Annotated in this window: 25 protein-coding genes; 14 read left to right on the top strand and 11 right to left on the bottom strand. The window is 66.3% G+C overall.

Going from position 1 to position 21223, the window contains the following annotated elements; all coding sequences use genetic code 11:
* From OCL97_RS04060 to OCL97_RS04035, 6 genes are all read left to right on the top strand, one after another.
* Complete coding sequence (locus OCL97_RS04060) at window positions 1-663, top strand: hypothetical protein (protein ID WP_377367831.1); 663 nt, start codon at window positions 1-3, stop codon at window positions 661-663.
* A complete protein-coding gene (locus OCL97_RS04055) occupies window positions 660-1061 on the top strand; it encodes an ASCH domain-containing protein (protein ID WP_377367829.1) in 402 nt (133 codons plus the stop codon). The genes OCL97_RS04060 and OCL97_RS04055 overlap by 4 nt, the downstream gene beginning before the upstream one ends.
* On the top strand, window positions 1058-1429 hold the full coding sequence (locus OCL97_RS04050) for a hypothetical protein (protein WP_377367827.1): 372 nt from the start codon (window positions 1058-1060) through the stop codon (window positions 1427-1429). Before OCL97_RS04055 ends, OCL97_RS04050 begins: the two co-directional genes overlap by 4 nt.
* 48 nt (window positions 1430-1477) lie before the next feature.
* Entirely contained in the window at window positions 1478-1666 is a 189-nt protein-coding gene (locus OCL97_RS04045) for a hypothetical protein (protein WP_377367825.1), read from the top strand.
* Window positions 1667-1873: 207 nt separating this feature from the next.
* Window positions 1874-2326 (top strand): hypothetical protein, encoded by a 453-nt coding sequence (locus OCL97_RS04040; RefSeq protein ID WP_377367823.1) that lies wholly within the window; start codon window positions 1874-1876, stop codon window positions 2324-2326.
* Window positions 2327-2697: 371 nt separating this feature from the next.
* Window positions 2698-3465, top strand: a complete 768-nt coding sequence (locus OCL97_RS04035; RefSeq protein WP_377367821.1) for a deazapurine DNA modification protein DpdA family protein — start codon at window positions 2698-2700, stop codon at window positions 3463-3465.
* Here OCL97_RS04035 and OCL97_RS04030 read toward each other — a convergent pair.
* The 7 genes from OCL97_RS04030 to OCL97_RS04000 form a co-directional block, all read right to left on the bottom strand.
* On the bottom strand, window positions 3462-6281 hold the full coding sequence (locus OCL97_RS04030) for a toprim domain-containing protein (RefSeq protein WP_377367819.1): 2820 nt from the start codon (window positions 6279-6281) through the stop codon (window positions 3462-3464). The genes OCL97_RS04035 and OCL97_RS04030 overlap by 4 nt on opposite strands.
* Window positions 6278-6676 carry a VRR-NUC domain-containing protein gene (locus OCL97_RS04025; RefSeq protein ID WP_377367817.1) on the bottom strand — a complete coding sequence of 133 codons (399 nt, stop codon included), beginning with the start codon at window positions 6674-6676 and terminating at the stop codon, window positions 6278-6280. Before OCL97_RS04025 ends, OCL97_RS04030 begins: the two co-directional genes overlap by 4 nt.
* 94 nt (window positions 6677-6770) lie before the next feature.
* Window positions 6771-8198, bottom strand: coding sequence for a DEAD/DEAH box helicase (locus OCL97_RS04020; protein ID WP_377367815.1), 1428 nt, complete (start codon window positions 8196-8198; stop codon window positions 6771-6773).
* Entirely contained in the window at window positions 8195-8461 is a 267-nt protein-coding gene (locus OCL97_RS04015; RefSeq protein ID WP_377367813.1) for a hypothetical protein, read from the bottom strand. The genes OCL97_RS04020 and OCL97_RS04015 overlap by 4 nt, the downstream gene beginning before the upstream one ends.
* On the bottom strand, window positions 8458-8952 hold the full coding sequence (locus tag OCL97_RS04010; RefSeq protein ID WP_377367811.1) for a hypothetical protein: 495 nt from the start codon (window positions 8950-8952) through the stop codon (window positions 8458-8460). Before OCL97_RS04010 ends, OCL97_RS04015 begins: the two co-directional genes overlap by 4 nt.
* Window positions 8949-9725: a DNA cytosine methyltransferase gene (locus OCL97_RS04005; RefSeq protein WP_377367809.1), complete on the bottom strand. Its 777-nt coding sequence runs from the start codon at window positions 9723-9725 to the stop codon at window positions 8949-8951. Before OCL97_RS04005 ends, OCL97_RS04010 begins: the two co-directional genes overlap by 4 nt.
* Window positions 9722-9964, bottom strand: coding sequence for a hypothetical protein (locus OCL97_RS04000; protein WP_377367807.1), 243 nt, complete (start codon window positions 9962-9964; stop codon window positions 9722-9724). The genes OCL97_RS04005 and OCL97_RS04000 overlap by 4 nt, the downstream gene beginning before the upstream one ends.
* A gap of 236 nt (window positions 9965-10200) precedes the next feature.
* Between OCL97_RS04000 and OCL97_RS03995 the strand changes: the two genes are divergently transcribed.
* The 5 genes from OCL97_RS03995 to OCL97_RS03975 all read left to right on the top strand — a co-directional run bounded on the left by OCL97_RS03995 (window position 10201) and on the right by OCL97_RS03975 (window position 14518).
* A complete protein-coding gene (locus OCL97_RS03995; protein ID WP_377367805.1) occupies window positions 10201-11133 on the top strand; it encodes a PD-(D/E)XK nuclease-like domain-containing protein in 933 nt (310 codons plus the stop codon).
* A gap of 65 nt (window positions 11134-11198) precedes the next feature.
* Window positions 11199-12527: a hypothetical protein gene (locus tag OCL97_RS03990; RefSeq protein WP_377367803.1), complete on the top strand. Its 1329-nt coding sequence runs from the start codon at window positions 11199-11201 to the stop codon at window positions 12525-12527.
* Between the two features lie 52 nt (window positions 12528-12579).
* Window positions 12580-13797, top strand: coding sequence for a hypothetical protein (locus OCL97_RS03985; protein WP_377367801.1), 1218 nt, complete (start codon window positions 12580-12582; stop codon window positions 13795-13797).
* Window positions 13797-14069, top strand: a complete 273-nt coding sequence (locus OCL97_RS03980; RefSeq protein WP_377367799.1) for a DNA-binding protein — start codon at window positions 13797-13799, stop codon at window positions 14067-14069. The genes OCL97_RS03985 and OCL97_RS03980 overlap by 1 nt, the downstream gene beginning before the upstream one ends.
* Window positions 14066-14518 carry a DUF4031 domain-containing protein gene (locus tag OCL97_RS03975; protein ID WP_377367797.1) on the top strand — a complete coding sequence of 151 codons (453 nt, stop codon included), beginning with the start codon at window positions 14066-14068 and terminating at the stop codon, window positions 14516-14518. Before OCL97_RS03980 ends, OCL97_RS03975 begins: the two co-directional genes overlap by 4 nt.
* Here the strand turns inward: OCL97_RS03975 and OCL97_RS03970 are convergent.
* Window positions 14515-15807: a tyrosine-type recombinase/integrase gene (locus OCL97_RS03970; protein ID WP_377367795.1), complete on the bottom strand. Its 1293-nt coding sequence runs from the start codon at window positions 15805-15807 to the stop codon at window positions 14515-14517. The two genes, OCL97_RS03975 and OCL97_RS03970, sit on opposite strands and share 4 nt — an antisense overlap.
* A 256-nt stretch (window positions 15808-16063) precedes the next feature.
* Entirely contained in the window at window positions 16064-16351 is a 288-nt protein-coding gene (locus tag OCL97_RS03965) for an ASCH domain-containing protein (RefSeq protein ID WP_377367793.1), read from the bottom strand.
* Between the two features lie 126 nt (window positions 16352-16477).
* Between OCL97_RS03965 and OCL97_RS03960 the strand changes: the two genes are divergently transcribed.
* From OCL97_RS03960 to OCL97_RS03950, 3 genes are read left to right on the top strand one after another with little or no spacing between them, the layout of a single operon-like run.
* Window positions 16478-17470 carry an ABC transporter ATP-binding protein gene (locus OCL97_RS03960; RefSeq protein ID WP_377367791.1) on the top strand — a complete coding sequence of 331 codons (993 nt, stop codon included), beginning with the start codon at window positions 16478-16480 and terminating at the stop codon, window positions 17468-17470.
* A gap of 3 nt (window positions 17471-17473) precedes the next feature.
* Window positions 17474-18307: an ABC transporter permease gene (locus tag OCL97_RS03955; protein ID WP_377367789.1), complete on the top strand. Its 834-nt coding sequence runs from the start codon at window positions 17474-17476 to the stop codon at window positions 18305-18307.
* Window positions 18308-18311: 4 nt separating this feature from the next.
* A complete protein-coding gene (locus OCL97_RS03950; RefSeq protein WP_377367787.1) occupies window positions 18312-19115 on the top strand; it encodes an ABC transporter permease in 804 nt (267 codons plus the stop codon).
* Here the strand turns inward: OCL97_RS03950 and OCL97_RS03945 are convergent.
* Both OCL97_RS03945 and OCL97_RS03940 read right to left on the bottom strand, forming a co-directional pair.
* Window positions 19112-20137, bottom strand: coding sequence for an alpha/beta hydrolase (locus OCL97_RS03945; RefSeq protein WP_377367785.1), 1026 nt, complete (start codon window positions 20135-20137; stop codon window positions 19112-19114). The two genes, OCL97_RS03950 and OCL97_RS03945, sit on opposite strands and share 4 nt — an antisense overlap.
* Before the next feature lie 66 nt (window positions 20138-20203).
* Window positions 20204-21208, bottom strand: a complete 1005-nt coding sequence (locus OCL97_RS03940) for an NAD(P)H-dependent flavin oxidoreductase (protein WP_304775803.1) — start codon at window positions 21206-21208, stop codon at window positions 20204-20206.
* Between the last annotated feature and the right edge of the window lie 15 nt (window positions 21209-21223).

Below are 21223 nucleotides of genomic sequence, written 5' to 3'. Positions count from 1 at the left end.
ATGCCCGGCATCATCGGCGCCACCATCATCACCCGCGGCGGGACCTACTACGACTACGAGAACCCCGCCGCGTCGGTCTACGACATCTACGACATCGCCGCCGCGCTCTCCCGAATCTGCCGGTTCACCGGCCACCTGCTGGACAGCGTGGAGCACTACTCCGTCGCCCAGCACAGCGTGATCGTTTCGCACATCGTCGAGCCGGAGCACGCCTACGCGGCCCTGATGCACGACGCGGTCGAGTTCGTGGTGGGCGACATGAACGGCCCGCTCAAGCAGCTCGTCCCGGAATACAAAGCCATCGAGAAGCGGTGCGAGGCGGAGCTCTTCGCCCGGTTCAGGGTGCCTCACCCGCTCCACCCGAGCGTCAAGCGCGCCGACCTGATCGCCCTCTTCACCGAGAAGCGCGACCTCACCGCCGGCGCCGGCCACGACTGGCCAGGCGCCGAGAACTATCCGCCGCTGGCGAAGAAGATCCATCCGTGGCGGCAGGCCGAGGCCATGTACCGGTTCCTCACGCGGTTCGAGGAGCTCACCGGCGGCCTAGATACACCAGCCGCCGCGCCCTCGCTCGATCCCGACGCCGAGGTAGCCTCGATCGTCAAGGAGTCCGGCCTGCCTGAGCACGTCGTGCGCAAGGCGCTGGCGGAGGCCGCCGCGTGACCGCCCTACCGCGCGTCGCCCTCTCGATCCGCCAGCCTTGGGCATGGCTTATCGTTGCCGGCCTCAAGGACATCGAGAACCGCGACTGGCGCACCAAGCACCGCGGCCCGGTCCTGATTCACGCCAGCCTGAAGATGGACGCCGACTGCCACGGTGCCTTGATCGGTGGCCACCACCCCGTGACCCACGACACCTGGACGGGCCAGCACAGCAACCCCTACCCGGTCGGAGGCATCGTCGGCGTCGCTGACATCGTGGACTGCGTCTCGGAGTCGGATTCGCCCTGGTTCGTCGGCGACTACGGCTTCGTCTTGGCCAACGCCCGGCCGCTCCCCTTCATGCCGCTCAGGGGTCAGCTCAACATCTTCGCGGCCGAGTATGTGGAGCCGACGACGTGAGCGCGATCGTGAACCAGAATGCGGTGGAGGCGATCGCACTCTGGGCGCTCGGTGACGACACGGGAATCTCGAGCAAGAACATTGCGCGTGCCTGTCTTGGCGCGGTCCCGCAACGTGACGCCGACATCCCATGGGACATTGCGGATCTTGGGCGCTGCCTCCGCCTGATCACCGCCGTCCCCGAGGCCCGCGCCGGTGTGACCGCGCTTGGCAAGAAGAGCGCCGCCTGGGATCGCCTGGACAAGGTCTGGGATGAGATGACCGTGACCTGCAAGAAGGAGGGCGACCTCGCCGGCGTGAAGCCGGGCTTCGGCCGCACCGGCCAGACTTACCCGCTCACCTACGCGATCCTGAAGCGGAACAACTGATGACCCGCAGGCCTCGCCAAATCGGCGCCGCCGCGCTACGAGGACGACATGCGCCGACCGCCGATCACCCGTGGCACGATCCTCGCCCTGGAGAAGGCCGCCTTGCCGCGCCTGAAGGCGTCCATGGCCGAGGCGTCGGCCGATGACCGCGCCGAGCTCCTCCGCGCCGTCGAGTTCATCGAAGGCCTCATCGCCCACAAGCGGTTCACCGACCCCAAGCTCTCCGCCGAGGGCTGATCGGCCCCACGACGCCGCCCTGACCTGGGGGGGCGCCTTCTCGCTACGCCTGCCTGACCTCGACCGCGCCGGCATCCAGGCCGCGTGGGAGGGCGCCGAAGCCGTGGCGTTCCGCGAGATCCTGAAGACCCAGGTCCCCGACGCATATCGCCAGCTTGTGGACCACGTCCGCGCGCGCCTGGCGCAGCTCCCCAAGGAGACACCCGCATGACCTTCTTCGTGTGCACCGACGCGACCGGCTACCCCGTGGTCACGACAGAGCCGTCCGAGATCGGCGACATCGTGCAGATGTTCGAGACCCGCGGCCCGGCCGATGACCTGGTGGCGGAAATCCGCGCCGGCCGCGCCGCGAACGATCCGAAGTCGGTCGCCATGCCCGCTCTCCGGCGCGCCCTCTTTCTGAGCGCCCAGCACTGCCAGGGCGGCCACAGCCACGCCGGCGCGGTCGGAGCCGAAGTGCTTGGCGTCCCGTTTCCCATCACCATGGCAGACCTCGTGGCCAAGGTCCGCGCCGAGGGAGAGAACCCAGCCGAGTTCTACCCCTGGCTCGCGAAGGCCGTCCGGATCCCCGTAGGGCCGCGCAGGGGGCAGCACCCGTATTTCACCGAGGCCGAGTTGGCCAACGCCAGCAGACCCGCAGAGGAGCCGGCGCATGCCTAGGTCGGCCCTCCACGAGGAGCGTCTCGCTCTCCCGCAAACCGAGAGCGCTTACATCCAAGCTCGCCGCCGAGCTGACCCCGACTATAGACCCAGGAAGTTGGTGCGTGGTCCCGCCGTTTGGGATGAGAAGTATCTGACGGAGACCTGGGCTGAACGGAAGGCGCGTCGCGCTGCCGGCGTCCAGTCATGACGGTGTGGAAGGTACTAGTCCCCCATGGAGCGCTGGTGGAAATCGCTACCCTTGGCCTTCGCTATCGCGTCGCAATCACGTCGCGGGGGGTCAAGACCATCTATAAGCCTCACGTGGCGGGCCGCATTCGGTTTGGTCAGATCGACACTAGAGGTCAGCTTCTGAGCTTTGAGCGTGGCGGGTGATCTTCTTTCCAGGATTACACCAAGTCAGCGACGCGGTCCATTTTCGTCGTGGATGCATCAGCATCAACCGCCTATGGACCCGCCGGAAGCCTGTAGGCGGAGGCCCGCACTTCATCGACAGCGGCGCCTATACCGTCCTCGACAAACACGGTTACTATCCTCCGAGCCATTCAGTTGAGGCCTATGCCGCACGCCTCTACGAGCTGCACGCGCAAAACATAGTCAGGATCGCGGTCGCCGCAGCACAGGATTACATGTGCGAGCCGCACATCAGGGCCAAGACGGGGTTGACGATTGAGGAGCATCAGAGGCTCACGGTAGAGCGTTACGACGCTCTACTGGAAGAGTTGCGTCGCCTTTTCGGCAACGCGATCCCGTTTCGAGTGATGCCTGTCCTGCAGGGCCAGAGCATCGCCGACTACCTTCGTCATATCGAAATGTACGGTCCGCGCCTCGGGTTTCGCATGTGGGTCGGCGTCGGCTCAGTGTGCAAACGCCAGGGTCGGGCGGTGGTCGTTGAAGACATTCTGCGGGCAATAAAGACGGCCAGGCCGGACCTTCGGCTGCACGGTTTTGGTGTGAAGCTGACGTCTCTCGTCAACGCGGCGGTGCGTCGGCTGCTGTTTAGCGCCGACAGCATGGCATGGTCGTTTTCCGCGCGAAAGCAGGGTCGGGACGGCAACGACTGGCGCGAGGCTCGAGCATTCCTGGAGAAGGTCTCGACCCCAGCCCGAGAGCCTGAGCAGCTACACTTCGGCTATTAGAACTCGATGTAGTCGTTGTATTCCGCGTCGGACAGGGCCTCGCTCGAGCCGTCCAGGAGAGCGGCCAGCGGCAGTTCGACAACCCGCGACGTTACGCCCAGGAAGCGGACCGGATCCGGGCCGCGGGCGGCGCCGGGGACGCGCAGCAGTTGCCCCTTCAGGTCGGCGGCATAGGCCGTGCCCGCCATGAGCCGGTCAAGCTCCTCGTGCTTGTAGGCGACCAGGAGCTGCGCATGCTCGATCGAGTTGCCGCCCTTGAACCGAACCATGACGCCGTGCCGCTTCAGCACCGCCTCCGCCTCCTTGATGGAGATGTTCTTCATGTCGGTGTCGCGCAGGGCGGCGCGTGAGATCAGCTCGAACAGGCTGACGTCCTGGTTGGCCACGCGGACCAATCGGCCGGTGAGCGCGTTCAGGGCCTTCTCGGATTCCTCAGTCTCGGAGCCTTCCAGGTAGTCCGACCAGTCGTAGCGGGCGATCATGTTGCGCGCCTCGTCGATCGTGGCTACCTTGTTCGAGATCAAAGACCAGGCGCCGGCCAGCAGGGTGCCGTATTGGTCCCCGTCTCGCTGCGACCCGAACTTCTCCGCCGCGGCCTGCCCGAAAATCTCGATATTGATGATGGTGGTTGGCAACAGGTTGATGGCGCGGCGCAGCATGCGCGCCGGCAGGTCGGCGTCGACCCGCAGCTTGTTGATGGCGCCGGAGATCTCCGCCCAGGCTTCGGCCGCCTTGGCCTGGTCAGCCGCGCGCTTGGGCTTCAAGGCCAGGACGGAGATGCGCTCCATATCGGCCTGATGCTTCATGTTCACCTGGATCGACGACAGGCAGAACATGGACCGGATCATGAAGTCCATCGCCTCGCCGCCCTGCGTCCCCTTGAGGGTGCGGGCAGCGGATTCGGTGGAGGCTTGGCGGATCAGCGAGATGATCGCCTGGACCCGCATCTCCTCCCGATCGGTGTTCTGTTCCGACTCGTCGAACATCACCGGCAGCGCGTCGGACTTCAGGCGTTGCCGGATCCCGGCCTCAGTCGAGTTGCCCTGCGCGAAGATCGCCGCGCCGTTCATCAGCCAGTCGACCAGGTTGAGGATCGTCGACTTGCCCGACCCCGCGCCGCCGGTGAGCCAGACGTGCGGCCGCCAGCGCAGGGCGCCGCTCACGGGCGCCAGGGCGGCCCAGCCGGCCAGCAGGATGGCCGACGCCGGCCGGGTCCAGGAGAAGCTCTTGAGGACGTCGAAGATCTTGCGGCCGTCTTCCGACGCCATCTCATCGTCGGCCGGGAGCCGCAGCCGGCGGCCTTGCTCATAGACGTAGGCGGAGTCGATCGACGTCACGTCCATCAGAGTGCCGTCGACCATGACCTTGTGGCCGAAGTGGAACACGATCCGGCCGTCGTCGATCCAGGCGCCGCGGCCGCGGCACGTGTCCGGGTCGAAATAGCCACGCCGGAACGCGGTCCGCTGGAGCCAGTTGACGGCCATCTTCTTGTTGAAGCCGCTCTCGCCGGGGAAATTGGTCTCCCACCAGTCCAGGGGCGCCACGGACGTCAGGGCCGCGTCGGACCAATCCGACATGCCCCGCGCCACGATCATCTTCATCTCGTTCTGGTAGATGTAGATCTTCGTGCGGTCGTGGCCGCGGATGCTGAAGTGGCGATTGTCGACGTCCTCGTCTTTATCGTCGGCCGGGGGGTCGTCGCGATGCGGCGGCCGCTCCATCGGCGCCGAGGGTTCGCCGGCCGCGGCCGCGTCGCCAGGCGCGCCATAGTCGGCGGCCTCCTGGGTCGGCGGCGCCGGCGGCCGCAGCACAGCCATGACCTGCTTAGCGACGGCGCCAAGGCCCTCGACCGCGTGCAGGTCGTTGAAGTCGGTGGGCTCGCCCTCCAGATCGGCAAAGCGCGGCACGACATATTCGCCGCCGACGGCCGCAGCCGCCTCCTTCGCGCGCGTCAGGCCGGGATTGTTGATTGGCCGTTCGGTCCACTGGTCGTTGTCGCCGCAGATCACGATGCGGGATCCGGGCATCAGGCGCCGCAGCTCGCGCGCCACGTTGATCAGGTTGCCGGCGTCGAACGCGGGGACGACGGCCAGGCCAGTGGCCTCGTGCAGGGAGCCGCCGGTGGCGAATCCCTCGCAGATCAGCAGCGTGATCGTGCCGTCGAATTCGGTCGGCGTCCCGATCGTGGTCCAGGCGCCGCGCTTCTTCTGTCCGTAGATGAAGTCCTTGTCGCGCAGATCCTCGCCCATCTTCTGGGGCGCGCCGAAGATCGCTTGGAGCCCCACCAGCCCGGAGCCGTCCTTGATCTTGATCAGCAGGGCGTTGCGGGCCGCGACATAGGTCGTGCCGTCGCGCCGTTCCTTAATCCAGTCGCCGACGCGGGCGCCGAGCGGCTTGATCCCCTTGCGGACCAGATAGGGGTGGTCCGCGCCGGCCTCCGCCGCGGCGTCCCACATCCTGGTGCCCATAGCGGCCGCCTTGGCGTGCTCCTCCTGGGTCCGCTTCACCTTCGCCGCGCGCGACGCCGCGGCCTTGTCGGCCAGGATCTTTCGCTCTTCCGGCGTCAGGCGGACCGAGCCCTTGCCCGTCCAGTGGAACTTGTGATCGTTGCCGAAGCGTCTGTTGCAGCCGAAGACCCCGGCAGGGTGCTCGTCGATGTAGAGCGTGTAGAAGCCGTTCCGCTTACCCTTGGCGTCGCCCTCGACCTGGAAGCGGTGCAGGTGGCCGTCGGCGTCGATGGGGCCGTTGTAGACGATCCCCTCCTTCGCCATGGCGTCGCGGAAGGACGTGATGTGGTCTTCGCTGAAGTCGCTCACCGAGCGCACCCGCCCGTGACGATCGCGACAGCCTCTTCGGCGCTGTAGGCGAACCCGGCGCGGCCGCCGGCATCGGTGACCTGCTTGATGAAGTTTTCCTGATCGGTCCGCTCGTCGCCGTTGGCGGCCTTGGTCTCGACTCCGGTGAAGATCGCCACCGTTTTGCCAACCATCTCCTGGGTCACCACGACGGGAGTCCAGCCGATCAGATCGCTCGAGCCCTTTATCAGTCCGGCCCGAAACACACGGGCGCCCCGCACGATGGCGTCGCCAGGACCCACGGCCACGCGCTTTGCCGCCCGGACCCACTCGACTCGCCCAACCACGCCTTGGCCGACATTCTGACGGAACAGCACAGCGCCGGCCTTGGAGACAGCCAGCAGCGCCGAGCGCATGATTCCGGTCTCGTTCACGCACACACCCCACAGCCCGACTCGCGCCGGGCGAAATTCTGAAATTCCAGGATGGGCTCACGACCAGCGGCGCTCCTCACAGGAACCTCCCGTAGGCCTGCGCCTGCGCCTCCACGCGCCGCTGCGCCGCAGTCTCTTTGACCTGCCAGATGTTGAGCGCCCAGGTGTCCTTGTAGCCGCGAGCCTTCCCGATATCCTGGAGCTCTTCCAGGGTCCGAGCCTTGCCTACCTCCATGCGCTTCTGCTTCTTGGCCGCCGCGATCATCTCCGGCGTGAGCTTGGTCAGCTCTCCGTCCACCTCCTCGATCGCGCGCCCCACGACGACGTGGGTGTGACCGCAGTACGGGCAGGTCGGAGGCGGCCAGAAGGCCCGGAAGCAGCTCTCGCACTGCTTCACCATGACCTGCTCACCGTCTTTCTTTTTCTTCTTCTTCCGCCCCTCGAGGGTCCACTCGAAGTCGCCGTCCGGTAGGCCGAGGCGCATCAGGTTGCCGACGTGGTCCAGGATGATCGCCCGCTCCTTGCCGGCCGACATGCGCAGCGCGCGGCCGATCTGTTGCAGGTGCAGCGACAGCGACTGGGTCGGCCGCAGCAGGATCGCCACCTCCACCGCCGGTAGGTCGAAGCCCTCGCCGAAGATCTCCACGCTGGTCAGGACTTGGATGTCGCCCCGGCGGAACGCGGCCAGGATCGACTTGCGCTCATCCTTCGGCGTGGTGCCGTCGATATGAGCCGCGGGGATCCCGCTCGCCTCGAATTGCGCCCGGACGTGCAGGGAATGCGCGACGGAGATGCAGAACACAACGGCGCGCTTGCCGGGCGCCAGGCGCTTGTATTCCCGGATCGCGTCGCCGGTGATCGTTGGCTTGTCGACCTCAGCCTCAGCCTCAGCCTTGACGAAATCGCCCATCCGCGTGTGCACCGACGACAGGTCGACGGTCGAGGGGATGTAGGCTTCGTAGTCGCAGAGGAAGCCGTTATCGATCAGCCAGCGGACCGACGGCCCCTGCACCATGTGATCGTAATGTTCGGCTAGGCCGCGGCCATCGAGCCGGATCGGCGTCGCGCTCAGGCCGACGATCACCGTCCCCTTGGACTTGTAGAACGCGATCACCTTCGCCCAGCCGGCCGCGACGGAGTGATGGCACTCGTCCACGATCAGCAGATTGGGGACCGGGACCTTGTCCAGCCGGTTCTTCAGCGTGTCGATCGCGGCGATCTGCGCCCTCGCTCGCAGGTTCGGCGTCACGCCGGCGGCGATGATCCCGTAGGCCTGGAGCCCGACGTCCTGGAACGTCTCCGCCGTCTGGCCCACCAGGAAATCCCGGTGCACCGTGAACATGACGCGAAGCCCCTTCTGGACCACGTTGTGCGCCATGACCGCGCCGATGACGGTCTTGCCCGAGCCGGTGGGCGACCGGATGATGACGGCGCCGTGCTCGAGCGAGGCGGCGCGCGCCTCCGCGATCATCTCGTCCTGGTGGGGATAGGGGGTGAAGCTCACGAGCGGCGCCTCGTGCGGAAGTAGATCAAGGATCCGAGCCACGCGAGGTTGACGGCCGAGATGGCGCACCCACCGACGAAGCTGAACCACTGGCCCAGGCTGGGGTAGTAGAAGAGGTTCCAGGCGCCCCAGGCAGCGAAGAAGACCGTCGGCGCCCAGTGGACGCCGGCCAAGACCCGATCGCGCCAGAGCTGGCGGACGTTGAGCGCAAGCATGGCGGCGCCTAGGAGCTCGAAACACCCATTGATCAAGTCAGGGCTCACGCCACCATCTCCCGCGCGCGATCGCCGAGGCGCTCCATGAAGGCGTCGAAGGCCGGCTCATCCCGGCGGTCTTCGATACGGCGAACCGCATAGGCGGCCAGATTGGCGTCGCGACCGATCGCGCGGCCGGCGACCACCAGGCTGAAACCGAGTTCGGCGTTGACCACGTAGGCTGCGAGGTGCAGCGGCCAAGACTTCTCACAGGTCGTTTGGGAGCCACGGTTGCCGAACGTCCTTGCGGCTGCGGCAGGGCACTCTCGCAAGGCGGCCTCGACCAGTGGCAGAACGTTGGGCGCGACGACCGTCGGCTGCGGCTTGAAGCCCGAGTTGGGCGATCGCCCGAATTTCAGGCCCAATGTCCAAGCCTTCGCCCGAACAGCCGCCGCCGAAATGCCAAGCTTGGGCGCCATGTCTTCGGGCCGGCCGCCGGCGGCGTGAAGCTCTTGCAGCCGAGTGACCCGCTCAGTCGGCCAGCGCCGGAACTGGCTCACGCCGCGTCCAGCGCAAGCGCCGCCTCGACCTGGAGGATGGCCCGGCCGACGGCCGCGGTCAGTTGGGGGAAGACGGCGTCGCCGTAGGCTTCACGGCATTGCTCAGATAGCCGGGCGGAAACCCCATCATATTCTCGTACATGGCGGCCAAGATCTGCCGTCCCGACAGGCCCAAGCGTTCCCCAATTTCGGCCAGCGAAGCGCCCGGCTCCGAGATCAGCAGATCCCCCCACATCGACGTATTCCCGTGGCTGTCCGGCAGGCCGCCTTTGTGGGCGCGACAGGTCGGCAGCAATGACGACGGATCGCCCGCGTCGATGGCGCGCCCCGAGGCGTTGAACCATGAACGGCCAGCAGGTGTAGCCGATCGCTTCCAGCGCACCGGCGATCCGGTCATAGCCGCGAGTTCGTAGCCGAGGGCTGTTCTCAAAAGCCGCCCAACGTGGTCGGCACTCATCGACGAGCCGGACCGCATGGAGGAAGAGATCGTCGCCGTCGAGGCCTCGGCCGCGGCTATTGACCTCGGAATACTCCTTACAGGGGGGGCTTCCGACGATGATGTCGGGCAGCTCGCCGAGATCTCGCTGGAGCGCGTCGGCTCCGAGCGTGCGCAGGTCGTCATAGGTCAGGACTCCAGGATTGTTCGCGGCGAACAACTTGCGGCGCCAGGGCTCGGCCTCGCAGGCCGCCACCGTCTTCATTCCGGCGCGATGCAGGCCGAGAGACCATCCGCCCGCGGCGCCCGAGCACAGATCGACGACACGCCAACTCATCGCGTTTTCGCCGCGGCTTTTGCCGCGAGGCGCTGCGACACTTCGTCCTGCATGCGCTGCAAAACGACGATGGTTGCCGGCAGACGACGCATCCACCGCGAGTGAGTGGCGCGACTAGCGCCAATAGTTGAGCAAACCTCGGCCATTGAAACGCCGGCGGCCTTCGCATCCCGGATGACTTGCTCGACCTGCTCAATAAAGAGCGCCCCGGCGTCGGCATTTGGTCTACCTGTAGACATGTTTGGTCTGCCTGCAACCGACGCATTCGCATCTGATTTGAAGCAATCTACCTAGCTGATGCTTGGCCGTCTCAAGCAAAACGGGGATAACGCGGGGTCAATAGTGAAGACTAGTGTTGGCGCGGGATGTCGCGGGAATACGCGGGACCTTGCGTATTTTTCGACTATACAGCGGGAGGAATCTGCCGCACCGTGAGACCAAGTCGGAACACTACCTAGTCGGGGCAATGCCCAATATGAACACCCAAATTTTCGCGCCGGGGCTTGCTCCGGGCATGACCAATGACGCCTATCAGGCCGCCGAGGGCGTCTCGAAGTCGCAGCTCGACGACATCGCGCCGGAGTGCGGGAACACGCCGCATCACTATTGGGCGAAGCGCCTAAAGCCGGACCGCGAGCCCTACGTGAAGACGCCGGCGCTCATCCTGGGCGACGCGATCCACAAGGCTGTTCTCGAGCCGGACCTGGTCTCGGTTCACTTCGCGGTCCCGCCCAAGGACGCGCCCAAGTACCCGTCGATCACCCAGTGGAACGCGGCGAAGCCGTCGCCCCAGTCGATCGAGGCGATGGAATTCTGGACAGGCTTCCAGAACGAGAACCGCGGCAAGTTCGTCATGGACGCGGACGACATGCAGACCGTGGTCGAGTGCCGCGACGCGATCCACACCCACCCGGTCGCGCGCCACCTCTTCACCGGCGGCAATGCTGAGCAGACCTTCTTCGCGATCGACCCCGAGACCGGCGCCGTCATCAAGTGTCGGACCGACTACGAGCGGATCGCCGCGGCGGAGATGATCGTCGACCTTAAGACCACGGAGTCGGCCGGCGAAGACGAGTTCGGCGGCTCAGCCACCAAGTACCGATATGACGTCCAGGGCGTCTGGTATCCGGACGTGATCCACGCGGCGTACAATCAGCCGCTCGTGAAGCACTTCGTCTTCGTCGCCATCGAGAAGGGGCCGGCGAAGGCCGTCGGCATCTACTACCTCGAGCACGACGACATCGCCCCGGCCCGCGCCATGGCCAGACGGGACTTCCACCGGATCCTGGAGTGCAAGGCCGCCGAGGCCTCCGGCCACCCGGATCCCTGGCCAGACCAGGGCAGCACGCCGGGACCGCTTCGCATTCGCCGTCAAGTCCGGGCACGTCAACTCCGGTCGTATGCGTGAATAAAAAGAGAACATAAACGGAACATCCGTGAGAAGTTAACGCCGTCTCCAAGGACCAATCGCCCATGAAAATCGCCCACCTCCGCATCCACGACGTGCTCGGGATCGAACACCTCGAATTCGAGGCCGGAGCCTTCAACACGATCGCCGGCCGCAACGGCCAAGGGAAAACCTCCGTCCTGGAGGCCATCAAGGCGCTCTGCAACGGCGGTGAAGACGCCACCCTCCTGCGCAAGGGCGCCGAGGCCGGCGAAATCGTTCTGGTCATGGACGACGGCACAGAGCTGAAGCGCCGCATCACGCCGAAGGGCAGCTACTCCACGGTCAAGGAGGCCGACGGCAGCCAGGCCGGCAAGCCCGGCGCTCGGATCAAGTCGCTCGTCGACCGCATCAGCATCAACCCGGTCGAATTCCTGGGCGCCGACCCCAAGCGCCGTGTCGACGTTCTGCTCGACAGCCTCCCCATCAAGGCCGACCCGGCCCGCCTGGCGGAGATGATCGCGCCCATGAAGGTCAAGTACCCGGAGGACGCCCCCGCCCTCACCCAGATCGACACCATCTACAAGGTCATCTTCGACGAACGCACCGGCACCAACCGCGCGATCAAGGAGAAGGACGCCACCATCAACCAGCTCGCGGCCACCATGCCACCGGAGGATGCCTCCGCGCCGGAGGGCGGCATCGGGGAGCTCGAGACGCAGCTCGCGCAACTCGACTCGGTGAAAGATACCGAGTTGACCCGGATCGCGGAGAAGCTCGAGGGGCTGCGACTGGCGTCTCAAGGCCGGGTCGACGAGATCCAGGGCGAGATCGACGGCCTCCTCCAGCAGGTGGAGCTCAAGCGCACCATCATCAACAGCGAGCGCAACGCCTTCGCCGAGATCTCCGGCAAGGCCGGTATCCAGCGCCAGGCGACCATCGACACCAACAGCGCCCAGCGAAAGCCCCTGGTCGAGCGTATCGCCGTGATCCGGGCCAACGCCGAGGCGGTCGCACGCGCCGCGCAGACGGCCGACACGATCAAGGTGATGCGCGCCGAGGCCGCCACGCTCCTCGAGGACCAGGAGCAGCAGACGGCCGCCCTCACCAAGCTCCAGGCCTACAAGCTGGAGCTCCTCAAATCCCTACCGATCGACGGCCTCTCCGTGGAGGACGGTCAGATCCTCCGCCACGGCGTGGTCTTCGACCGCCTCAACACCCAGCAGAAGGTCGAGATCGCCGTCGAGATCGCGAAGCTCCGCGCCGGCGAATTGGGCGTGATCTGCGTGGACGGGATCGAACTGCTGGACAGCGACAACTTCGGCGCCTTCCGCGATCGCGCACTGGAGTCGGACCTCCAACTCTTCGTCACCCGCGTGACTGATGGCGACTTCGCCATGAGCGCGCAGGGCTGACCAACAAACGGCGGGGGGTCGGAACCCTCGCCAGCATCGAAAGGGAAATCAGATGTCAGACGTTACCGTTATCGAGCGAGCGACCCCGCTCGCCCAGGCGCCTGCGGCCATGTTCGGAAGCAGATCCACGGCGCCAGCTTTCGCCGGGATCAACTCCGGCGCCGTGTCGATCGAGCAAGAACGCGCGATCGCCGAGGTGCAGGGCAAGATCCTGATCGCTCAGCGATGCCCGCGCGACCTCAACGTCGCCTACGCGGACGCCATGGAGTCGGCCAAGATGGTCGCGATGGCCGGCGTCGCCTTCTACAAGGTGCCGCGCGGAAACGGGAACGTCACCGGCCCCTCCATCCGCGCGGCCGAGGAGATGGCCCGCGTGATCGGGAACATCAGCTATGGCCACCGCGAACTGTCGCGGGACGACGTGAAGTCCGAGGTCGAGGTGTTCGCCTGGGATATGCAAAAGAACACTCAGCGCACCCGTCAGATCACAGTCATGCACCTCCTGGACACCAAGCAAGGCCCACGGCCGTTGCGGGACCAGAAGGAAATCGATGATCTGATCGCCAACAAGGCGTCCAAGGCCATGCGTGGCCTCATCATGTCGCTCGTCCCGGTCTGGCTGAAAGAGGCGTTCCTCGATCAGTGCAAGCAGACCCTGGCTGGCGGGGTGGACAAGCCGATGGCGCAGCGCATCCGGGACATGACCCAGGCCTTCGCGCCCTACGGCGTGACGCCGCAACACCTCGAATCCTACCTCAGCCACGCGCTCGATCAGACCACGATCGACGAGCTGGCGGACATGTCCGGGATCTACAACGCGCTGAAGGAGGGGGCCAAGCCGTCGGAATACTTCGGCGCCGACGCTCAGGCCGAGAAGGAGGAGCCGGCCGCGCTGACGGCGATCGCCGACGCAGCCAAGGGCGCGGCAGAGACCGCCAAGAAGCCGGCCACCCCCAAGGCCGCTGACAAGCCGAAGGAAGCGCCGCAGGAGAAGGCCCAGGAGAAGGCCGCTGAGCCCGCAAAGGCCGCGGACGCCCCGGAGGCCGCCAAGCCGGCCGAAGCGGCCCAGGCGGCCGCTGAGCCGGCCGCCGCGGCCGCTCCGGAAAGCGAGAGCCCGGAGCCGGCCGCCGAGTCCACTCCTGTACCCGCTCCGGCGGCCGAGGAGGTGGCCGAACCCACCAAGGAACAGGCTCAACCGGCCTCCGCGCCCGCGCCCGCGCCTGCGGCCGCCCCGGCCGCCGCCGGCCTGCCTAAGGAAGCGGTGTTCTAATGGCCCTTCCCGCCTTGAAAGAGGTGGCCGCGCTGGGGGGCGATCCCCCGGCGCGAGCCGCCACCTACCTCACCCCTCAGGAGGTGAGCGAGCGCTGGGATGGCAGGATCACGCCGAAGACGCTCGCCAACTGGCGCTGCGACGAAGTCGGCAAGGGTCCGCGCTTCAAGCGCTTCGGAAACCGGATCCTCTACCCGGTCGCCGACCTGGAGACCTGGGAAGAGGAAAACTCCTACGGCACGACCAAGGACTACGGGAAGAAGGACCGATGAGCGACGCCCCAGCGCGGGCCGCGCCAGCTCCGGCGGTCCGCGTCTACGTCGACGCCCCCATCCACCCCTATGGGCGGATGGTGATGTGCCACATGGTGGCGCCGTGGGTGGAGGATCTGCACGCCATGGCCGATCGCATCGGCGTGGCCAGGCGATGGTTCCAGGATCCGCGCACGATGCGGGTCTCCGCTCCGCACTACGACATCGCGAAGGTGAAGCGCGCGCTGGCCATCAGCTACGGCGCGCAGGAAGTCGACAAGTACCAGATGTCGGCGATCTCCAAGATCGCGCTCTATCAACTACCGGGTCTTGAGCTCACACCGCGGCCGGATCCGCTGCGCATCCTTCGCGCCCGCGACGGCCGCCCCGGCCATTGGGAACTGGAGAGGGTCGAGGCGTGGCTGCTGGACCAGGTCCCCGAACTCTACCGTCAATCCTCAGACGCCTAAGCCTCCGCGGCCTTCCCGAACTCGACCTTGGTGACCGGGTTGTCCAGCTCGCCGGCCAGGATGCGATCCAGGTAGGCGCTCCAGGTGGCCATCCCCGCCCGCTTCTCAACCAGGTAGTCGTAGCGGTCGTAGTGGCGCGACGAGACGTCCTTCATGGCGTGGTTCTGAAGCCGATCGCGAACCTCCTTCGGGATCCCCGCGGCGCCCGATAGCGTCTTCCAGGTCCGCCGTAGATCCCGCGGTGTGAAGTGCGGCACGGCGGGGAACTTCTTGAGGTAGCGCTGGACCAACTTCTCCATGGAGTCGATCGAGGCGGGTTCATCCGGCCGAACAGCGTGCGGGAAATAGAGCCCGTGTTTGTTGGCGATCAGCTTTTCCATGATCGGCACCGCCTGGGTCGGTAGGGGGATAGCGTGCGGCATTCCGTTCTTGGTCTTCGACCAGTCGAGCATCTCCTCAGCCTTGTCATAGGCGGCCGGGCCGAGCTGAAGGATCTCGGTGACGCGCTGACCAGTGCAAATTTCCAAACGCAGCGCAGGCGCGACTCGGCTGTCATCATCCCGGCCTTCAAGCCATTGCCAGAACGACCTCAGTTGCGCCGGCGTCAGGTGGCGCTCTCCGGCCCGGCTGGCGTCAGGATCCGTAGGGATCGCGCTGACGGGGTTGAACGCCAAGCCCCAATCCACCAGTCCCACCTTGCTCGTGTAGGAGTTGGCCGAGCGGATCGCGAAGCCGAAGGCGGCATGCAGATACCCGCGCGCCGAGCCTGCCTTCACAATCGCGCCGCGCTCATAGATGGTGGCGAGGTGGTCGCGAACGTCATCCACCGTGACCCGGTTGGCCAGGGTATCCTCACCGAAAGCCTTGGCCGCGCCGATGTTTCCCAGCAGCACGTGCTCAGCGAAAGACCACGACGGTTTGCCGGCCGCCTTGAGGTGTTCGACGTAGGCGGTGAACAGCTCCTTGACGGTGGCCCCTTCGCGGGTGCGTCGAGCGCGCGGCCCGGTCGGATCGCCGCCGGCTGAGATCACCGGTGCGTAGTTCTCGCGGAAGTCCTTCCGCGCGTCGGCCAAGCCCATCGTTGGGTAGGTGCCGAGCTTCGCCATCTTCCGCTTCTCGTCGCGCCACCAGACCGCATACCACTCCGTGGTGACCCTCTCTCCGGACAGCCGCACGAATAGCGCCAGGCGCCCCTCGCCGCGGCCGCCGTCGTCCTTCAGTTCGGTGACCGCCTTGCCGCTCAGCGGCGCGTTGCGGATGGCAGCCTTGATGCCGGCTTCAGTGATCATGCGAGCCTCCCGATCCAGTGGCGGTTCCGTAGGCGGTTTGTGCGAATTCACGTACCGCCTACAGGCGTCCAGGTTTAGCACCCCGCATCCAAAAAGATACAGGGAAACTGAGGAAATTACAGGAGTTTTGGGGATGACTGGGGAGTGGCCGGGATGCCAGTCGGACTCTAAGTGAGTGAATCCGCAGTGGCAGAGGACGGCCAAAGACGCAAGCGTGCAAAATTCTATGCCCCTGCGGAATCTGGGGTTTTGTCGTTCAACAAGTGGTGTCCGGGCGGTACTCGAAGCCCACCAGATAGACCTTGTCGCCAAGGCCATGCTTGGCCGTCTTCAGCAGGTCGATCACGCCCTCGAACCCCGAGTCCCGCGCCAATTGTGGCGTGATATCAGTCAGTTCGATCTGCCGCAGCGACATGACCTCCACCGCGCCATCCCCCAGCCGGTAGCGTCCGCCGACCTTCACGCGTGGCGCTCGCCAGATGCGTACGCTGCAACAAATCTCGCCGCGCATGATCGGTTCGCGCAGCTTCTTGGTGAAGGTCATCGCCAATCCTTTTTCAGGCGATCGGCATCCTGGCCCCGCCCCCGGAAAACCGGAAGCGGCGCCATTGACGCGGTTAACGCCCGCCCATAGCGTCCGGCCTCTTCTTTGACATCGAAGGCGGCCCCCATGCCCCAGATCCTGGTTCAGGACCTGGCGAAGACCTATCGCGTGGCCGAACGCGACCCCGGCATGCTCGGGGCCGTGCGCGGACTCGTGCGCCGCCGCTGGCGCACGGTGGAGGCCCTGAAGGACGTCAGCTTCTCTCTGGAACGCGGCGAATTGCTGGGCTTCATCGGACCCAACGGCGCCGGCAAGTCCACCACCATCAAGATCCTGTCGGGCATCCTGCGCCCGGATGGCGGCCGCGTGGAGATCGAGGGCCTCGTCCCCTATGCCGACCGCATCAAGCACGTCGCCCGCATCGGCGTGGTGTTCGGTCAGCGGACCCAGCTCTGGTGGGACCTGCCGGTGATCGACGGCTTTGACCTGCTGCGGGATATCTACCGGGTCGATCCGCAGCGCTACAAAGCCACCCGCGATGAACTGGTGGCCATGTTGCGGCTGGAGAAGCTGCTGGACCAGCCGGTGCGTCAGCTCTCCCTCGGCCAGCGCATGCGCGCCGAGATCGCTGCGGCCCTTCTGCACGAGCCCTCCATCCTGTTCCTCGACGAACCCACCATCGGCCTGGACGCGCCGTCCAAGCTGGCGGTGCGGGAGTTCGTCAAGAAGCTGAACCAGGAGCGCGGCGTCACCGTCCTGCTCACCACCCACGACATGCACGACATCGAGGCTCTGGCCCAACGGGTGATCGTCATCGGCCATGGTCAGGTCCTGGCCGACAGCCCCTTCGAGGCCCTGCGCGCCAATGTGCTCGCCGAACGCCGCCTGTTCGTGGACTTCGCGGGGGACGCCCCCGCCCTCGACCTGCCCGGCGCCGAGGTCCGCAACCGCGACGGCCGGTCCCTGGAGCTGGCCTTCGACCCTCGCGTCACCAGCGCGCCCGCCCTGATCGCCGCCATCACCGCCCGCCACGCAGTGGAGGACATCCACGTCGAGCAACCGGCCATCGAGGAAGTGATCGCCAAGTTCTACGACCTGCACGGCGCGAACGAGGCGTGATCCGTGGACGCGCTTCGCCCCTACATCGCGGCGTTCAACTCGCGGTTCCTGCTGATGATGCAGTACCGGGCCGCGGCCCTGGCCGGCTTCTTCACCCAGTGCTGGTTCGGGGCGGTCCATGTGATGGTCCTGGCCGCCTTCTACCTCGGCGCGCCTGAGGCGGCCGCCGCAAGCCCCATCACCCTCTCCCAGGCCGTGACCTACACCTGGCTGGCCCAGGGGTTGCTGGCGGTCATGCCCTGGAATGGAGATCCCGAGGTGGCCGCCGGGGTCCGCACCGGATCCATCAGCTATGACCGCCTGCGACCGGTGGACGCCTACGCCCTTTGGTATGTCCGCGCCGCCGGCTGGATGACCGCCCGCCTTGTCCCCCGCGTCGCCCTGATGATCCTGGCGGCCGGGATCGCCCTGCCGCTGATCGGCCAGGGCCAATGGGCCTGGCAGCCGCCGTCCAGCCTGTCGGCCGCCCTGCTCTTCGCCCTCTCGGAGACCCTGGCCATCGCCCTGGCCTGCGCCATCGTCATGCTGATCAACATCATCGTGGTGGCCACCCTGAACGCCCGGGGGATCAACATCCTGATGCAGCCGATCGTGATCATCTTCACCGGCAACCTGCTGCCCCTGGCCCTCTATCCCGACGCCGTCCGCGTCGCCCTCTTCATCCAGCCCTTCGCGGGCACGCTGGACATCCCCAACCGCATCTATTTCGGCGACCTGACCGGCCAGATGGCCTGGGCGGGCATCGGGCTGCAGGTGTTCTGGACCGTGCTCTTCGTCGTGCTCGGGCGGTTCTGGCTGGGCCGGGTCATGTCGCGCCTCGAAGTGCAGGGAGGCTAGGCCTGTGAACGCCCTCTCCCTGCTCGGCCGCTACTTTGGCGCCTCGATGCGCAGCCAGATGCAGTATCCGGCCTCGGCCATGATGCTGACCCTGGCCCAGCTTGCCTCCACCGCCATCGAGATCGTGTCCATCTGGGCCCTCTTCGACCGGTTCGGCGCGGTGAAGGGCTGGGCGTTCGGCGAGGTGATGTTCTTCTACGCCCTGATCGGCATCAGCTTCTCCTTCGCCGACTTCCTGACCCGCGGCTTCGACGTGTTCGGATCCGACTTCGTTCGCACCGGCGCCTTTGACCGCCTGCTGCTGCGCCCCCGATCGGCCGCCCTCCAGCTTGTGGGTCACGATTTCCGCATCAGCCGCTTCGGGCGCTTCTTCCAGGCGTCCATCATCCTGGCCATCGCCACGGGGACGCTGGGCTTCGTTTGGACGCCGCAGGCCATCCTGCTGGCGCTCTGGACCATAGCCGGCGGCGTCGCCTTCTTCGGGGCCCTCTTCGTCCTGCAGGCGGTGATGGCCTTCTGGACCGTGGAGAGCCTCGAGGCGGTCAACGCCCTGACCTATGGCGGGGTCTATGCCGGCCAGTTCCCGATCAGCCTCTACGCCCGCTGGTTCCGCACCTTCCTGATCTTCATCGTGCCCCTGGCCTGCGTGTCCTACTTCCCGGTCCTGGCGATCCTGGGGCGCAGCGACCCGCTGGGGGCGCCGGACTGGTTCCTGCCCCTGGCGCCGGCGGCGGGGTTCGTTTTCCTGGGGCTGGCGTTCCTCGCCTGGCGGTTCGGCGTCTCGAAGTACACCTCGACGGGCAGCTAGCCCGAGGGCAGCTCTCCGATCACCCGCCAGGCGCGGCGGGTGGGAATATACTCGCGGTTGGGGAACCGCTCCGGCTCGGTGCCCGCCAACACCGAACCGATGTCCTGGGCCATGGCCTTGGAGTTTATATAGTAGCTGTGCTGCACTTTCTCGTCGGCGCCCTTGGCCACGTTGCGGCAGTCGACGATCACCACCTTCTTGGGCAGCAGGTCGATCAGGCGCGGACCATCGGACCCCAGCCGGTCGGGATTGGTTTTGGTCTTGTCGGAGACCACCAGGGCGAGGTCATGGGGATTGTGATAGACCGTCACCTGCCGCGCCAGGGCGGGCAGGCATTTCAGCTTGTCGTCGTCCTCGAAGGCGTCGTCGTCTTCGTCGGGCGAGGCCAAGATGATCTGGTCGAACAGCCGGACCAGGGCCTTCGAATCCTTGGCGCACACCGCCTGCAGTCCCTGCCGCAGCACATAGTTTCCCATGGAGTGGGCCAGCAGGTGCAGCCGCTGCTGGCAGTGGTCGTCGCGCTTCAGGCCGCTGACGAATTCCTTCAGCTTCAGATAGGCGCGAGCCACGGCAGGGCCCGAGACCCGGGCGTCCTCGCGGTCGCTGTAATAGGACATCAGCGGCACGGCCTTGCCGTCGGAGGGCCAGCTGAACAGCACCACATTCAGCGAATGGTCGCCGATCTTCACCTCCCGGGCCAGTTCGGCCGCGGCGGTGAGCGCGCCCATGAAGGTGACGTTGAAGCCATGTATGAAGACCAGGGTGTCGGTGGCCGCGCCGGCCATGCTGCCGTGCAGCTCCTTCAGGAACCGCTCGCTGCCCAGAACCTTGAACTCGGCGTCGCCGGGCTCCTCGGGATAGACGTCCACCGCCGTGGGCCGGGCGCCATCGGTGGTGAAGTCGGCGTGGCCGAAGCGCAGGGCCGCCACGCCGTCGGGATTGAACGCCGCGCCGAACATCTCGAGCTTGTTGTCGGGCAGCAGGTTCCGGTTGGTCGCGAAGTAGACGCGCACATTGGCCATTGCATTCCCCCTGATCGCTCAGGAAGAATGCAACCCATTGGCGAGCGTTTTCAAGCCTGAGCTTGGCTATTCGGCGGCCATCAGCACCTTGCCGCGGGTCAGCGAGGTCTTGGCGGCGAGTTCGGCCTTGGCCTGCTCGTACTCGGCCGCCAGTCGGTCCACCAGCTCGCCGGCGGTGGGGATGGACTTCACCGCGCCGATGCCCTGGCCGCAGCCCCAGATGTCCTTCCAGGCCTTGGCTTCCTGGTTGCCGCCCGAGCCGAAGTTCATCTTCGACGGATCGGCCTGGGGCAGGTTGTCGGGATCGAGGCCGGCGCGCTCGATGGAGGGCCGCAGATAGTTGCCATGCACCCCGGTGAACAGGTTGGAATAGACGATGTCCTCGCCGGAGCTCTCGACGATCATGTCCTTGTAGCCCTGGACGGCGCGCGCCTCCTGCGTGGCGATGAAGGCCGAGCCGATATAGGCCAGGTCCGCGCCCATGGCCTGGGCGCCCAGGACGGCGCGGCCATTGGCGATGGCGCCCGACAGCGCGATGGGGCCGTCGAACCACTCGCGCAGTTCCTGGATGAGGGCGAAGGGCGACAGGCCGCCGGCATGGCCGCCGGCGCCGGCCGCCACCGGGATCAGGCCATCGGCGCCCTTCTCAACCGCCTTGCGGGCGAACTTGTCGTTGATGACGTCGTGCAGGACGATGCCACCGTAGGAATGGATGGCGTCGTTGACCGCCTGTTGCGCGCCCAGCGAGGTGATGGTGATCGGCACGCGGTACTTCACCGCCAGCTCCACGTCTTCCTCAAGCCGGTTGTTGGTCTTGTGGACGATCTGGTTGACGGCGAAGGGCGCCGAGAGGCGGTCGGGGTTCTTGCGGTCCCAGTCGGCCAATTCCTCGGTGATCTGGGCAAGCCACTCGTCCAGCTGGCTCACCGGGCGCGCGTTCAGCGCCGGGAAGGAGCCGACGATGCCGGCCTTGCACTGGGCGATGACCAGCTCGGGCCCCGAGATGATGAACAGCGGCGAGGCGATCACCGGAATACGCAGACGCTCGGAGAGAATGGGCGGCAGGGCCATGGATTGTTTCCTCTG

This window comes from Phenylobacterium ferrooxidans (assembly GCF_042714595.1).
Taxonomy (GTDB): domain Bacteria; phylum Pseudomonadota; class Alphaproteobacteria; order Caulobacterales; family Caulobacteraceae; genus Phenylobacterium; species Phenylobacterium ferrooxidans.
The sequence above is the reverse complement of the archived record's forward strand: the minus strand, read 5'-3'. Positions and strand labels throughout refer to the sequence as shown.

Bases quoted from the DNA above. Each gene is read 5' to 3' on its own strand.
- OCL97_RS04025 (WP_377367817.1), bottom strand. From the start codon at position 6,676: ATGCGCTCGGCGCTGCTGGCTGTCTCCAAGGCCGGCGCTGTGCTGTTC.
- OCL97_RS03975 (WP_377367797.1), top strand. From the start codon at position 14,066: ATGAGCGACGCCCCAGCGCGGGCCGCGCCAGCTCCGGCGGTCCGCGTC.
- OCL97_RS04005 (WP_377367809.1), bottom strand. From the start codon at position 9,725: ATGAGTTGGCGTGTCGTCGATCTGTGCTCGGGCGCCGCGGGCGGATGG.
- OCL97_RS03960 (WP_377367791.1), top strand. From the start codon at position 16,478: ATGCCCCAGATCCTGGTTCAGGACCTGGCGAAGACCTATCGCGTGGCC.
- OCL97_RS03995 (WP_377367805.1), top strand. From the start codon at position 10,201: ATGAACACCCAAATTTTCGCGCCGGGGCTTGCTCCGGGCATGACCAAT.
- OCL97_RS03940 (WP_304775803.1), bottom strand. From the start codon at position 21,208: ATGGCCCTGCCGCCCATTCTCTCCGAGCGTCTGCGTATTCCGGTGATC.
- OCL97_RS03945 (WP_377367785.1), bottom strand. From the start codon at position 20,137: ATGGCCAATGTGCGCGTCTACTTCGCGACCAACCGGAACCTGCTGCCC.
- OCL97_RS03985 (WP_377367801.1), top strand. From the start codon at position 12,580: ATGTCAGACGTTACCGTTATCGAGCGAGCGACCCCGCTCGCCCAGGCG.
- OCL97_RS04045 (WP_377367825.1), top strand. From the start codon at position 1,478: ATGCGCCGACCGCCGATCACCCGTGGCACGATCCTCGCCCTGGAGAAG.
- OCL97_RS04060 (WP_377367831.1), top strand. From the start codon at position 1: ATGCCCGGCATCATCGGCGCCACCATCATCACCCGCGGCGGGACCTAC.
- OCL97_RS04000 (WP_377367807.1), bottom strand. From the start codon at position 9,964: ATGTCTACAGGTAGACCAAATGCCGACGCCGGGGCGCTCTTTATTGAG.
- OCL97_RS03965 (WP_377367793.1), bottom strand. From the start codon at position 16,351: ATGACCTTCACCAAGAAGCTGCGCGAACCGATCATGCGCGGCGAGATT.
- OCL97_RS04040 (WP_377367823.1), top strand. From the start codon at position 1,874: ATGACCTTCTTCGTGTGCACCGACGCGACCGGCTACCCCGTGGTCACG.
- OCL97_RS03990 (WP_377367803.1), top strand. From the start codon at position 11,199: ATGAAAATCGCCCACCTCCGCATCCACGACGTGCTCGGGATCGAACAC.
- OCL97_RS03980 (WP_377367799.1), top strand. From the start codon at position 13,797: ATGGCCCTTCCCGCCTTGAAAGAGGTGGCCGCGCTGGGGGGCGATCCC.
- OCL97_RS03970 (WP_377367795.1), bottom strand. From the start codon at position 15,807: ATGATCACTGAAGCCGGCATCAAGGCTGCCATCCGCAACGCGCCGCTG.